Origin of the sequence: Enhygromyxa salina (assembly GCF_000737335.2) — a bacterium.
GTDB classification, from domain to species: Bacteria; Myxococcota_A; Polyangia; order Nannocystales; family Nannocystaceae; genus Plesiocystis; species Plesiocystis salina_C.
The window spans coordinates 33,895-47,471 of the sequence record NZ_JMCC02000043.1 but is presented as its reverse complement, the minus strand read 5'-3'; the positions used below and the strand labels follow the sequence as shown (position 1 = coordinate 47,471).

General features: G+C 68.1%; 11 protein-coding genes. 9 read left to right on the top strand and 2 right to left on the bottom strand.

The genetic code is table 11. The features are described from left to right. The first annotated feature begins 23 nt into the window (after nucleotides 1-23). The gene (locus DB30_RS17475; protein WP_146659352.1) at nucleotides 24-974 is read left to right on the top strand and encodes an FKBP-type peptidyl-prolyl cis-trans isomerase; all 951 of its coding nucleotides are present in this window, start codon (nucleotides 24-26) and stop codon (nucleotides 972-974) included. Between the two features lie 51 nt (nucleotides 975-1,025). Further along, entirely contained in the window at nucleotides 1,026-1,442 is a 417-nt protein-coding gene (locus DB30_RS17470; RefSeq protein ID WP_052550452.1) for a VOC family protein, read from the top strand. Between the two features lie 183 nt (nucleotides 1,443-1,625). Here the strand turns inward: DB30_RS17470 and DB30_RS17465 are convergent, their stop codons facing one another. Next, nucleotides 1,626-2,423 (bottom strand): SDR family NAD(P)-dependent oxidoreductase, encoded by a 798-nt coding sequence (locus DB30_RS17465; RefSeq protein WP_052550336.1) that lies wholly within the window; start codon nucleotides 2,421-2,423, stop codon nucleotides 1,626-1,628. Nucleotides 2,424-2,477: 54 nt separating this feature from the next. Here DB30_RS17465 and DB30_RS17460 point away from each other — a divergent pair, with 54 nt between their 5' ends. Beyond that, a complete protein-coding gene (locus tag DB30_RS17460) occupies nucleotides 2,478-3,206 on the top strand; it encodes a histidine phosphatase family protein (protein ID WP_052550334.1) in 729 nt (242 codons plus the stop codon). A gap of 27 nt (nucleotides 3,207-3,233) precedes the next feature. Here DB30_RS17460 and DB30_RS17455 read toward each other — a convergent pair whose 3' ends face one another. Continuing rightward, on the bottom strand, nucleotides 3,234-4,091 hold the full coding sequence (locus tag DB30_RS17455; RefSeq protein ID WP_205633011.1) for a DUF1801 domain-containing protein: 858 nt from the start codon (nucleotides 4,089-4,091) through the stop codon (nucleotides 3,234-3,236). 275 nt (nucleotides 4,092-4,366) lie between these two features. Between DB30_RS17455 and DB30_RS17450 the strand changes: the two genes are divergently transcribed. The 6 genes from DB30_RS17450 (at nucleotide 4,367) to DB30_RS17425 (ending at nucleotide 13,577) form a co-directional block, all read left to right on the top strand. Beyond that, nucleotides 4,367-5,602, top strand: a complete 1,236-nt coding sequence (locus DB30_RS17450) for a hypothetical protein (RefSeq protein WP_146659350.1) — start codon at nucleotides 4,367-4,369, stop codon at nucleotides 5,600-5,602. A 62-nt stretch (nucleotides 5,603-5,664) separates the two neighbouring features. Continuing rightward, on the top strand, nucleotides 5,665-7,641 hold the full coding sequence (locus tag DB30_RS17445; RefSeq protein WP_240480258.1) for a DUF4215 domain-containing protein: 1,977 nt from the start codon (nucleotides 5,665-5,667) through the stop codon (nucleotides 7,639-7,641). Between the two features lie 101 nt (nucleotides 7,642-7,742). Next, entirely contained in the window at nucleotides 7,743-8,963 is a 1,221-nt protein-coding gene (locus tag DB30_RS17440; RefSeq protein ID WP_052550328.1) for an acyl-CoA dehydrogenase family protein, read from the top strand. Next, on the top strand, nucleotides 8,960-10,081 hold the full coding sequence (locus DB30_RS17435) for a phosphotransferase family protein (protein ID WP_205633010.1): 1,122 nt from the start codon (nucleotides 8,960-8,962) through the stop codon (nucleotides 10,079-10,081). Before DB30_RS17440 ends, DB30_RS17435 begins: the two co-directional genes overlap by 4 nt. A 146-nt stretch (nucleotides 10,082-10,227) precedes the next feature. Next, a complete protein-coding gene (locus DB30_RS17430) occupies nucleotides 10,228-11,334 on the top strand; it encodes a vWA domain-containing protein (RefSeq protein WP_052550325.1) in 1,107 nt (368 codons plus the stop codon). Then, nucleotides 11,331-13,577 carry a DUF4139 domain-containing protein gene (locus DB30_RS17425; RefSeq protein WP_165703819.1) on the top strand — a complete coding sequence of 749 codons (2,247 nt, stop codon included), beginning with the start codon at nucleotides 11,331-11,333 and terminating at the stop codon, nucleotides 13,575-13,577. The genes DB30_RS17430 and DB30_RS17425 overlap by 4 nt, the downstream gene beginning before the upstream one ends.

Genomic DNA, 13,577 nt, shown 5'->3' with positions numbered 1-13,577 from the left:
GGGGTGTTTATATCTGCGCCGCGATGACTGCTCTGACCCGGTCCCTGTTCTGCTCGTGCCTGCTCGTCTCGCTCGCGGCGTGCATCGATCCCCCGAGCGCCGCCGACAGTGGCAAGCCAGCCGCTGGTGTTCAGCCGGCCGCCGCGGGCGAACAGCCCAAGCCGGCGGCTTCGACGGAGCCGGGCTTCACCGGCGAACCAGTGTCGTCTGCCGCGCTCGCGGGCGGGCTGATCGTCGATGACTTCCTGATCGGCACCGGCGAGGAAGCCAAGATCGGCAGCGAGGTCAGCGTGCACTACACCGGCACCCTCGACGACGGCACCGTGTTCGACACCTCGAAGAAGCGCAACCGGCCCTACACCTTCACGATCGGCGAGGGCCGGGTGATCAAGGGCTGGGATCAGGGCCTGCCCGGCATGAAGGTGGGCGGCAAGCGGCGGCTCACGGTCCCGGCCGAGCTGGCCTACGGTCCGCGAGCGAAGGGCAAGATCCCCGCGAACTCGCAGCTGACCTTCACGCTCGAGCTGGTCGCCGTCGTGCCGCCGCTGCCGGATCCAAAGGGCGACGAGGCCTTCGCTGGCGAGCCGCTGCAAAAGTCCGAGCTCGAGGGCGGCCTGGTGATCGAAGACTTCGCCCTGGGTGAGGGCCGGGTCGCCGCGGACGGCGACAACGTGGCCGTGCACTACACCGGCAAGCTCGACGACGGCACCGTGTTCGACTCGTCGGTGCCGCGCAAGAAGGCGATCTCGTTCGTGCTTGGGACCGGTCGGGTGATCAAGGGCTGGGACATGGGCATCGCCGGGATGAAGGTGGGTGGCCTGCGGCGGCTGACGATCCCCTCGGACCTCGCGTACGGGTCGCGGGCGAAGGGCAAGATCCCCGCGGACTCGCGGCTGACGTTCACGGTCGAGCTGATGTCGATCAGCGACGCGCCCCCGCAGACCCGGCGGCCCCCGGCGCGTCAGCCCCACTGACGTCGGCGTCGGCAGCGGCGTGCGTGACGTTGTACGCTCCGGGCCGTGCCCCTGGAGTACCTGCACACGATGATCCGCGTGCGAGACCTCGATGCCGCCGTCGAGTTCTTCACGCTGCTTGGGTTGCGAGAGCTCCGGCGTCGGGACGTGCCCGGCGGGCGGTTCACGTTGGTGTTTCTCGCGACCGAGCCGGGCGCGCCCGAGCTGGAGCTGACGCACAACTGGGACCACGACGCGGACTACTCGGTCGGGCGGAACTTTGGGCACCTCGCGTATGCGGTGGATGACATCTACGCGGTGTGTGAGCGGCTCGCGGCGGCGGGGGTGGCGATCCTGCGGCCGCCCCGGGACGGGCACATGGCGTTCGTGCGGTCGCCGGATCAGATCTCGATCGAGCTGCTGCAGCGCGGCGAGGCGCTGCCGGCTCGTGAGCCTTGGAAGTCGATGAGCAACCAGGGCGAGTGGTGACGCCCCCACGGACACGTCCGACGATCGGCTTGAACAGGGACGGACGGGCACGGAGCTCAGCGGAACACCTTGCCATTCGGCACGAGTGCTCGCACCGTCGCCAGATCGTCGGGGTGGATGAGGTCCAGGCCCCAGCTCGTGTTTTCGTCAACCAAGGCGGCGCGAGGCATCGCACCGCGGCCGCTAAACCACGACCCCCGAAGCCGCCAGCTGCCCGCCGTCGATGTCGATGATCGACCCCGTCACAAAGCTGCTCTCATCCGCCGCCAAGAACGAGATCAAGCTCGCAATCTCCTCCGGCTCCGCCATGCGGTGCTGCGGGATCGCCTTCATCACCGCCTCGGAGATCGCCTCGTTCCCCCAGATCGCGCTCGAGAACTTGGTCTTCACAAACCCGGGCGTGAGCGCGTTGACGTTGATCTTCTGATCCGCGAGCTCGACGGCGAGCACCTGCGTGAGCATGACGACCGCGGCTTTGGACACACAATAGATCCCCATGCCCGGCTGCACGCGACGGCCGGCGACCGAGGCGATGTTGATGATCCGCCCGCCGCCGCGCTTGCTCATGTGGGGCACGCAAGCGCGGGCCATGCGGAAGTAGCCCTTGACGTTGACCTCCCAAGTCTTGTCCCAGTGGCTGTCGTCGGAGCTGAGGATCGGGCCAAAGTGAGGGTTGGTCGCCGCGTTGTTGACGAGGATGTCGACGCCACCAAACTCTTGGACCGCCCGCTCGACCACCCGGGTGACGGCCTCTTCGTCACCGGTGTGGGCGGCGACGCCGATCGCCTCGGCGCCTGTCTGGTCGCGGATCTGGGCCGCGGCGGCCTCGAGCGGCTCGGGCTTGCGCGAGGCCAGGACCAGCTTGGCGCCCGCGGCCGCGAGCGAAGTCGCGGCGGCCAGACCGATGCCCCGCGAGCCCCCCGTGACGATCGCTACCTTGCCAGTGAGGTCGAACTTGTTGGTGCGGGCGGTCTGGCTCATCACACGGTTTTAGACGGCTGCCGCGACGCCGTCCAGGCGCGGTACGCTGCGCCGGTGAGCACCGTCCACGTGATCCGCCACGCCCAGGCTTCGATGTTCGCGGCCGACTACGACCAGCTCTCGGCGCGTGGCTGCGAGCAAGCGCGGACCCTGGGCGTGGTGCTGACGCAACGGTTCGCCGCGGCGGATCGGCCGGGGTTCGACGCGGTCTACAGCGGCCCCGCGCGACGCCACGAACACACCGCGAGCCTGGCCCGCGAGAGCTTCGCCAGCGCCGAGCTCGGGTTCCCAGAGCCGATCGTGCTCGCGGGCTTCGACGAGCACGACGGGCAGGCCCTGGTCGAGGCTGCGCTGCCGCAGCTTTCGCAGGATCAACCTGGGGCCGCCAAGCTCGCAACCCAAGCGATGGACACGACCCTCGAGCCGCGCCAGCGCGCGAAGGCTTGGCAGCTGCTGTTCGAGGCGATCATGCGTCGTTGGCTGCGCGGCGAGCTCGAGCTCGAGGGCGTCGAGAGCTGGCCAAGCTTTCATCAGCGGGTGCGCGAGGCCTTCGGCACGGTTCGCGCGAACGCCAAGGGGGAGGTCGCCTTGTTCACGTCTGTGGGGCCGACCGCCGTGGTGCTCCACGAGGTCTTGGGCCTGCCGCCCGAGCGCGCGTTCGAGCAGGCGTGGCGGCTGTACAACACTGCGATCACGCGGGTGGTCTACAGCGGTGACCGGATGACCCTCGATGGCTTCAACGAGGTCGCCCACCTGCCGCTGCGGGACTGGACGCATCGTTGATGCTGCGGCTTGGCTGAGCAAGGGGCTTCAGGCCCGAGCTGCGCCCCGCTTCCTCGCGGCCACCTTCGTCCTCGCCACCTTCTTCTTCGCGGGCTTCTTCGCCGCCGCCTTCTTCTTCGCCGCCGCCTTCTTCTTCGCCGCCGCCTTCTTCTTCACCGCGGGCTTCTTCGCCTCCGCCTTCTTCGCCGCGGGCTTCTTCGCCACCGCCTTCTTCTTCGCTGCGGGCTTCTTTGCCGCGGGCTTCTTTGCCGCGGGCTTCTTTGCCGCGGGCTTCTTCGCCGCCGCCTTCTTCTTCGCTGCGGGCTTCTTCGCCGCCGCCGGCTTCTTCGCGGCGGGCTTCTTCGCCGCCGCCGTCTCCTTCTTCGCTGCGGGCTTCTTCGCCGTCACCTTCTTCTTCGCCGCCACCTTCTTCTTCGCAGCGGGCTTCTCCGCAGCCACCTTCTGCTTCGCCGCCGGCTTCTCAGCTGACGCAGCATGCTTGCGCTGAAGATGCTCCGTCGACTGCTTCACCAACTCACGCAGCAGCTCCAGATCAACATCTGCGAGCTTGTTGATATATAGACAGGACTTCCCAGTCTTGTACTTACCCAGCCGCCCCAGCAGCTCCCCGTAAGCCGAGAACCCCGGCATGATGTAGAGGGTCAGGTTGCGAGCCCGCGGCGAGAACCCGGTCAAGAACCAATCACCCTCCCGGCCGCTCTCGTACACATAGTGGTACGCGCCAAACCCAATGATGCTGGCCCCCCACATTTGTGGCTCGGCCTTGGTCACGTCGCGCATCAGATCCACGATCACCTGGGCGTCGGCGCGCTGTTGCTCGTCGGCGATCGCGGCGATGAAATCCGCAACCTTTGCATCGGTCAGTTTGGTCTGGAGTTCGGCCACGGCTCACTTTAGCAAAAGCTGCGGGTGGATCGGTGGTGACTCGCGCGTCATCAGGCGCTCGCTCGCGCAACCACGAAGATCTGCATTTTTCCATCCATCGGATCGATCGGGCCGCTCCACACACTGGGTGATCTTCGAGTGCCAAGGCCCACGCGGACAAACACCTCCAACCGCGGCCCGCCTCACCCGGCTTTGGCTCGTCCGCTGCGCGAAGCGACGCGACGCCAAAGCTGCGTGTCGTTAGCCATCCTCTGGCCTGGTGCTACGTATCTGCAATGTCCAGAGGTTCGCGAGTCATTGGTCTGCTGGTGGTGTTCGGTGGCGGCTGCGGTGTCGAGATCATCGAGCACGACGGCACCGAAGACTGTGGCCCTGACTGCGTGCCTGCAGGTGCACAGCTCGAGTGTGTCGAGCTGCTCGAAGGCTCAATCCACAACGACGTTCTGGATCTGCTCCCAAGCGCCGACGAAGGGTGGCTGGCAGCCGGGGCGGTCGAGACCGAGTCGCAGACGCACGGCTGGGTCGCGCGCTTCGACGCGGCTGGGCAACAGCAATGGTTCACCCAGGTCACCCTGCCCGAGCCAGGCGACGTCGAGGTGGTCGATCTCGCCCCCGCTCTCGCCTCCAATGGGGGCGACGCAGTGTGGGCGCTGGCGGTGTCCTCGACCATGGACTACTTGGTCCAGCTCGATCGTGATGGGGCGATCGCCAGCACCGTCGACCTCGACACAGAGGCAGGATTCCACGTCAGCGCGCGCGCGATCGAGTCTACGAGCGCGGGTGTCTGGATTGCAGGAACCAGTCAGGCAGACATGTGGCTGGCCCTGTACGACCCCGCGACCGCAGCCGTGACGACGCTCTTGCTCGAAGATCACCTGGGCTTCAACGACGAGATCCTGGCGATCACGGCGGTCGAGACCGGCGTGGCGATCGCGGCAACGGTGAGCACCAGCCCCAACTTCGACGGTGACTCGCTGCTGACCGCGACGACCGACATTCTGGTCATTCACTTCGACTTGCAGGGCAGCGAGCGCAGCCGCACCCTGCTTCGCGCCAGCTCCGAGCCCACGTTCGCGCGGCGGGCCATGAGCATCAGCGCGGACCCACAGGGCCGGTGGTTTGTGGGTGGCGTCCAGGTGCCGCTCGTGCCGGGGGCTGAGGCGCAGCTGTGGCTCGCCCGAGTCGGCGCCGATGAAGCTTGGGAGTGGACGAGCGAAGCGGTGCTCGACAGCGTGGGGTTCGCGGGGATCCTTGCCTTCGACGACGGGGTCCTCACCGCTGGCGGACAGCTCGTACCCGATGGCGCCAACACGCCCAGCGTTCATCCTTGGCTGGGCAGCGTGGCCGATGGCGGCGCGCTGCGGTGGCAACATGTCAGCGAAGCGTCGGATTACGAGCACGATGAATACAAGGTATTGATGCGCGATGCCCAAGGTCGGGTTCATGCGGCCAGCAAGGCGTGGGGTGGCAACGGCTCGTCTTTGCTCCGCTCGTGCCGAATATCGCAATGACAACACTTCGCCAACCAAGCTGAGAGCACTTCATGCGTTTGAATCCCAGATCGTCAATATTGGTGTTGAGCGCTGCCTTGCTTGGGTTTGTGCCGACACCGGCTCAGGCTTATTGTGTCACGGCGCTGGACATGGCCGAGTTTTGGTCGTCCGAGTTCCCTGATCTTCGGGTCCCAGTCTGGCTCAACATCTCGGCCGGTCACTCGGTCGCCCACATGGACCAGACCCCACAAGACGTGGCCAGGCTCGTCATCGAGGTGCTCGCGCGCCACAATGAGTCGGTCGCGGCGCCCAAGCTCTACTTCGCCGGCTTCACCACCGAAAAATATGACCCCGGCGCCCAGCTCCCAGGCATCCCCGAGGAGCGGCTTCCAGCGGGGATCAACATCATCAGCATGAGCTGCGAAGAAGCGGTCCAACAGCCGCTGTGTAGCGAGGGGGCCAAGGCGTGCGCGCGCTTTGTCAGCCGGCCCAAGGTCGGCGAGGTCGAAGACTGGAACGACCCAATTGGCATGGTCGCCGTGATCCCGCCGGGCTGCGATGACGCAAACAATGACAGCTTGCTGATGACGGGGTACGTCGACCCGGGGCAATTGCTGCTGCACGAGATCGGGCACACGCTGGGTCTGCACCACGCCAATCAATCCGCGTCCGCGTGCACGCAAAGCTCGCTCGTCCCCGGGGGACTGAAGACCGGCGCGAATGGTGTGATGCAGACGGCGGTGCCTGCCAGCTTCGCCGCGTTTCGGTCGTGGCGTAGAGATGACCTCGAGGCCCTCGACCAGCTCTACGGCGCGGCGACCGGACCGCTCGAGCCCGTGTGGTGGGACGACGTCAATTACCCAGACTACCCGCTCGAGACCGACGCCACCTCTTTAGTTGGCATGTCGGTGTCCCGCTCGGTGGTCGTCTCCAACCGCACGCCCGCGGGCGTTCAGGCCCTGGCTTCCACGAACCCGGAGGGTCGCGTGATTCACCAACTCATGGACGAGCTTGGCGAGCTCACGCCCGGGCCCGTCGACGCTGTGGTCGACCCCGGACCCAGCGGGCGAACATGGGCGGCGCCCGCGGTTGCGATGGGCAGCGACGGTGTCACGGATCGGGTGTTCGTGGCGTGGATGGCGAACGAGCAGCCAGACACGACGCTGATGACGCTGCGCACGGCTACGCGTGGGTCCAACAGCCTGGACTGGACCTACTCCAATCACCCTGGGGACTTTAGAGTGAACCGGCTCTCGGCGGCGTATGTGCCGGGCCTGCGCGGCTTCATTGTGACGACCCTCGAGCCTGCGACGACCGAGATTCAGGTCGTGCTGTTCGACCTCGACGGCGCCGCGCTTGGACCGGTGACGAAGCTAGCGGGCCTGCACGCGTTTGGGGTGGGCGCGCCGCTGTGCACAGAGACTGACTGCTTGGTGCCGTTCTCGGAGTCGGCGTTTGGGGGCCCCGACTTTGGCGTCGCCGAGATCCAGATCGACCCGCGGACCGGAACGCTGTCGGTGCTGTCGACCGAGGTCCTGCACGCGGTCAGCACCTACGGCGGGCTGTCGCTGCTAAACGATGGCCAGGCGCTGCTTGGCGGGACGGGGGATCGGCGGTTCTTGTTGGGCAGCTACCCCGGGCTCGCGCCAGACGGCGCCGAGGGTGCCCCCAACCCCAACGGCGACTGGCCCCTGGGCGTGGGCCTGTGGGCCGGCGTGAACGAGCCGCAACGAAGGATCTTCCAGCCGCGGCGGGTCGTGTGCGGCAACGGGATCGTGCAGGGAGCCGAGGCCTGCGACGACAGCAACGACGTCCCCGGAGACGGCTGCGACGCCTGTGCGCTCGAGGGCGACTACCCGAACGCGGAGGACCCGTCCGAGTCGGGCAGCGGCGACGATGGAACCGCAGGCGAGACCGGCGGGGCAGGTCTAGATGGCGCCGACGGCTGCGAGTGTAGAGCCTCGCGCCAGGGCAATTCGTGGCTTGGGTGGTGGTCAGTGCTCGGGCTGCTCGCGCTGTGCAGGCGCCGGTCTGAACGCCGACACACCACGACGTAGCGCCCTCTCGAGGCCGCGGCGAGCCGTTCGCGTGGGTCGACGAGCTCGGCGTCGAGGGCACGGGCTACCGATGACGCGCTCGATCTGGGATAAGTGGCGCGATGGATTTCGCTGTCCCCGAGCCACTCCAAGCGACCTTGACCGAGATCCGCGAGTTCCTCGACGAGCACGTGCTGCCAGTCGAAGCGGTGTTTCGCGGCGCCCACGAGATCGCCCCGGTCGAGGCCGCGATGCGCGAGGTCCGGGCCAAGGCCAAGGCCCGCGGCCTGTGGCTGCCGCAGCTGTCCAAGCGCCACGGCGGCATGGGCCTGAGCCTGCTCGAGCACGGCCTGGTCAGTGAGGTGCTCGGTCGCAGCCCGCTGGGCAACTGGGCGCTCAACTGCCAGGCACCCGACGCCGGCAACATGGAGATCCTCGCGGAGTACGGCAGCCGGGCCCAGCGCGAGCGCTTCTTGGATCCGCTGATCGCCGGCGAGACCCGCTCGTGCTTCGCCATGACCGAGCCCGACAAGGCCGGCAGCAACCCGGTGTGGCTGGGCACGACGGCCCGCCGCGAGGGCGACGAGCTGGTCCTCGATGGCCGCAAGTGGTTCACCTCGGGCGCCGACGGGGCCGCGTTCGTGATCGTGATGGCCGTGACCGAGCCCGAGGGCCCGCCACACAAGCGCGCGAGCATGATCATCGTCCCCACCGACACGCCCGGCTACACGCTGGTCCGCAACATCTCGGTCATGGGCGACGTCGGCGGCGGCTGGGCCAGCCACGCGGAGGTCAAGTTCGAGGGCTGCCGGGTCCCGGTCACGAACATGCTCGGGTTCCCCGGCGCCGGCTTCTTGATCGCCCAGGCCCGGCTCGGGCCCGGCCGCATTCACCACTGCATGCGCTGGATCGGCATCTGCGAGCGGGCCTTCGACATGATGTGCGAGCGCGCCGCGACCCGCGAGCTCGCGCCCGGCAAGATGCTTGGCGAGAAGCAGACCGTCCAAAACTGGATCGCCGAGAGCCGGGTCGAGATCGACTCGGCCCGGCTCGCGGTCCTGCACGCGGCCTGGCGGATCGACGCGGTCGGGCAAAAGGCGGCCCGCGTCGAGGTCTCGGCGATCAAGTTCCACGTCGCCAAGGTGCTGCGAAACGTGCTCGAGCGCTCGATCCAGACCCACGGCGCCCTGGGGATCACCGACGACACCGTGCTCAGCTTTTTTTACCGGCACGAACGCGGCGCGCAGATCTACGATGGTGCAGACGAGGTCCACAAGACCGTCGTGGCCCGCGAGCTGCTCGAGCGTCACGGCCTGAACCTGCGCAAGCGAGGCCCAAAATGAACGACTCCGAGCGAACCTTGACCGATGGCATGCTGGATCGACCCCGTGGCGTGCGCGAGGGCGAGGAGCTCGACCTGCCCGCGCTCGGGGCCTGGCTGCGCGCCAACACCAGCTTGCTACCGGGCAGCGGGCCGCCCGAGATCCAGGTCCTGCAATTCCCAAGCGGCTACTCGAACCTGACCTACATGGTGCGGCTTGGCGAGCGCGAGGCGGTGCTGCGGCGGCCGCCGTTTGGCAACACCGTCAAGAGCGGCCACGACATGCACCGCGAGTTCACGGTGCTGTCCAAGCTCGCGCCGGTCTACCCGCTCGCGCCCGCGCCCCTGGCTTACTGTGACGATGAAGCCGTGCTCGGGGCGCCGTTTTACGTGATGGAGCGACGCCGCGGGATCATCATTCGGCGTCGGCCCCCGCCCGGCATGAAGCTCGACGCGGACACCAGCCGGGCGCTGGCGTGCGCGCTGATCGACGGCCTGGCGGATCTGCACGCGATCGACTGGCGCGGCGTGGGCCTGGCTGAATTTGGCAAGCCCCAGGGCTACGCGCTGCGCCAGATCGAAGGCTGGACCCGACGCTGGGAGCGATCCAAGACCGACGACGTGCCCAAGCTCGACGCCGTCGCGACCTGGCTGGCCACCGCGCTGCCGGCCGACGCCGACGCCGATCCGGCGCTGATCCACAACGACTACAAATACGACAACGTGCTGCTCGACGCGCGCGGGGTCGAGACCGGCAAGGGCGTGCGGATCAACGCGGTGCTCGACTGGGAGATGGCGACGATCGGCAGCCCGCGCATGGATCTTGGCACCACCCTTGGCTACTGGGTCGAGGCGGGCGACGACGCGCGCATGCAGGGTCTGGCGTTTGGCCCGACCAACCTGCCCGGTAGCCTGACCCGGGCCGAGCTGCTGGATCGCTACCAGGAACGCAGCGGCATCGAGCTGTCGAGCGGCACCTACTACCGGGTGTTTGGGCTGTTCAAGATCGCCGTGATCGTTCAGCAGATCTTCGCCCGCTATCAAACGGGCGCGACCCAGGATCCGCGCTTCGCCGCGCTGGGCTACTTCGTGAGCATGCTGGCCGAAGCGGCCGCCGAGGCGATCGAGCGCGAAGCCTGAGCAGCCTGGTGCGGCTGGGTCGCGTTGGCCCACCCTGGGACCGAGGTCAGGCAGTTAACGTCGGCCCTGTTACAGCTTGTTCGCGGGGATGATCCCCCTTCGTCGTTTCAGCGATCGCGTCGGCCGGGTCGCGGTACCATGCTCGCATGGACTCGGACTCGACAGATCGCTCCGCGGGGCCGTGGCTCTTGCTGCCCGTGCTCGCGCTTCCCCTGCTCGCGTGGGCGACCGCGCTGCCGGGGTGCGCCGAGCCCTGCCTCGATGACGGGCTTGGCCAGATGTTCTGTCCCGAGAGCGAGACCGAGGTCGCTACCGGTGACACCACCGCTGGCGACACCACGGAGGCCGGCACCACAGAGGCCGACACCGCGGAGGCCGGCGACACCGAGGCGTGCGCGGTGCTGGATGTGATCCTGATCCCGCAGACGCCAACGCTGGTGCTGCTCGTGGATCAGTCGCTGAGCATGGCTCAGGACTTTCAGGGCGACACCCGCTGGGACGTGGTCCGCAACGTGCTCACGGATCCGAACAACGGGATCGTCCCGCAGTTCGAGGGCAACATTCGGTTTGGGTTGGCGCTCTACACCTCGGACACGGGTGACATGAACGCGCCGTGCCCCATACTCACGGAGGTCAACCCGGCGCTCAACAACTTCGCGGAGATCGACGCGACCCTGGGCATGAACGCGCCGCTGGGCGACACGCCAACTGGCGAGAGCCTGGACGCGGTCTGGCAGACGCTCGACGCGCTCGACGTCCCCGGGAAAAAATTCATCGTGCTCGCAACCGACGGCGAGCCGGACACCTGCGCCGAACCCAACCCCAACAACGGCCAGCCGCAGTCCGTGGCTGCTGCACAGGCGGCGTTTGGGGCTGGCATCCAGACCTACATCATCAGCGTTGGCGATCAGGTCAGCGACGCGCACCTGCAGGACATGGCCAACGCCGGCCAGGGCGTGGGCCCGGGCGACCCCGACGCGGAATTCTATAAGTCTCTGGATCCGGACGCGCTGGCGACCGCGTTCGACCAGATCCTCGCCAGCGTGCGCTCGTGTCGGCTGGACCTGGACAACCCGCTGACCGCCGAGGACACGGCCAACTGCACCTTGCTGGTCAACGGAGACCCGGTTGGGCTCGACGATCCCAACGGCTGGGCGCTCACCGATCCAACCGAGGTCGAGCTGCTTGGCTCGGCCTGCGACACGCTGCAAGCTGGGACGTCGTCCGTACAAATGGAATGCACCTGCGCATGACCGAAAATCTGAGCTCTCGGGTTCGCGCCGTCACGATCTATCGACGCGGCGCCATGGTCACCCGCGCGGCCGAGCTGGTCCGCGAGGGTCCAGAATTTCCTGCTCGCGTGCAGCTGATTGGGCTGCCGCTCGCGCTAGACGACAGCTCGATCCGCGTGGAGGTCGAGACCGACGACCCGGGCTTGGCTCCGATCGCGGGGGATCTGCGCGTGACGCTGTCGGTCCCGACCAACGATCCCGAGCTGCCGCCGCCAAGCAACGAAGAGCTCGACCGCGCGCAGCTCGAGCTGGATCTCGCGATCGAAGCGCGCACCCAGCTGACGCGGGCCAAGGGCCGCTTGGCGGGGTTGCAAGGGCTTGGCCGCGGGCAGCCGGAAGAGGGCAAGGCCCCCGCGCCCTCGCCAACGGCGGCGCGCCTGCAGCTGCTCGCGTTTCGCCGCGAGCGGGGTGAGCAGCTGGGCAAGGCGATCGACGCCGCGTACGAGCAGGTGCGCGTGGCCAAGGAGCGGCTCGAGACCCTGCGCGAGCGCGAGCGAACGGCCTCCTCGCAGCGCAACGCCCGAACCCACGAGCTGCGCAAGGCCGCGATCCTCGAGCTCGACCACTGCACGGGCCCCAAGCTGGTCTCGCGCGTGCGCGTCAAGCTGCACTACTTCGTCCCGGGCGCTCGCTGGGCGCCGGCCTACACGATCCGGCTGGACCACCCGATGCGGGCCGCGACCTTGGAGATGCGGGCGATGGTGGGGCAGTCAACGGGCGAAGACTGGCACGACGTCGCGCTCACGCTGTCGACCGCGAGCCCGCAGCAGTGGACCGAGCTGCCCGAGCTCAAGTCGCGGCGGATCGGTCGACGCCAGCCGCCGCCGGCCAAGACCGGGTGGCGACCGCCGCCGGTCGGCGCGAGCGAGCTCTACCGCGACTATGATCACGGACTCGGCGAGTCGCCAAGTGAGCCACCGCTGGCCGAAGTGTCCAGCGCGACGGCGGTGCTCGACGACGAATACGCGCCGTCGGACCGCGCGGAAGAGCTCGTCATGCCGGCGCCGATGCCTCCGCCGAGCATGCCGCCGCCAAGTGCCATGGGCGCGCCAAAGGCAAAGAAGCCCGCGCCCGAGGGCCGCGGGCGCTCGCGTCGAGCCTCGGATCTACAAGGGATGCCCCCGGGCGCACCGCCGCAGCACGTCATGCCAGCCCCGCTCCGCTCGAAGTCGGGGGGCTTCGGTGCGCTCGTTGGTGGGGCGATCGATGGGATCACGTCGGCGTTCTCCGCCGACGAGACCGCGATCATGGCCAGCGGGGGCGGGCGCGGCTCGATCCCCCCCGGCGCCAACGCGTTCGGCCCAGAGCCAGAGCTGCTCGCCGGCCGCGACCTGCTCGACTACGGCCGCCTGCGTCTGTTGCCTGCGTCCACCTCCCGCCGCGGCGCGCTGCGGCGGATCGACCTCCGCGTGCAGTACCAGCAGCTGTGTGTCGAGCAGCTGCGCGTCGACGTGGCGATCGAGCAGATCAGCGAGGCGGTCGCGTGGGCGGAGCTGCTCGACACCGAGCACGCCCCCGAGGGCCACCACTGGCCCAACACCGAGGGTGGGTTTGACTACGCCTACGTCGCCGAGGCCCCGATCGACCTGGCCAGCACGGGCGTGTTCACCTCGCTGCCGATCGACCTGCGCGAGGCCGAGGCGACCCCGCGCTACGTCAGCGTTCCGCGTGAGAGCCAAGATGTGTTTCGGATCGTCTCGCTGCGCAACCCCCTGGCCGCGCCGCTGCTCGCGGGGCCCGCGGACGTGTATGTGGCCGGTAAGTTCGCGCTGACCTCCAGCGTCGAGCTCACGCCGATCGACGGTCGCATCGAGCTTGGGCTTGGCGTCGAGCAGGCGATCAAGATCGCCCGCAACGTCAGCTTCTCCGAGGACAGCTCGGGCATGTTCAAGCGCCAGATCGGGCTCACCCACACCCTGAACCTCGAGGTTCAAAATCACCTGGGCAACCCGGCCACGGTCGAGATCCGCGAGCGGCTCCCGGTCCCCGCCAAGGCCTTGGTCGACGACATCTCGATCCAGGTCGAGAACGTCTCGCCCCAGTGGGAAGACTACGATCCCAAGGCCGCCCAACCCCGGCTCGAGGGCGGGCGCATGTGGAAGATCGAGGTGCCCGCCAACGGCAAGCGCGAGCTGACCGCGACCTGGGTGGTGACGATCCCGACCAATCACGAGCTGATCGGCGGCAACCGGAGGGAGACCTGA

Excerpts from the sequence above, each read along its gene's own strand:
- DB30_RS17475 (WP_146659352.1), top strand. The coding sequence starts at position 24 with ATGACTGCTCTGACCCGGTCCCTGTTCTGCTCGTGCCTGCTCGTCTCG.
- DB30_RS17465 (WP_052550336.1), bottom strand. The coding sequence starts at position 2,423 with ATGAGCCAGACCGCCCGCACCAACAAGTTCGACCTCACTGGCAAGGTA.
- DB30_RS17450 (WP_146659350.1), top strand. The coding sequence starts at position 4,367 with ATGTCCAGAGGTTCGCGAGTCATTGGTCTGCTGGTGGTGTTCGGTGGC.
- DB30_RS17440 (WP_052550328.1), top strand. The coding sequence starts at position 7,743 with ATGGATTTCGCTGTCCCCGAGCCACTCCAAGCGACCTTGACCGAGATC.
- DB30_RS17435 (WP_205633010.1), top strand. The coding sequence starts at position 8,960 with ATGAACGACTCCGAGCGAACCTTGACCGATGGCATGCTGGATCGACCC.
- DB30_RS17430 (WP_052550325.1), top strand. The coding sequence starts at position 10,228 with ATGGACTCGGACTCGACAGATCGCTCCGCGGGGCCGTGGCTCTTGCTG.
- DB30_RS17425 (WP_165703819.1), top strand. The coding sequence starts at position 11,331 with ATGACCGAAAATCTGAGCTCTCGGGTTCGCGCCGTCACGATCTATCGA.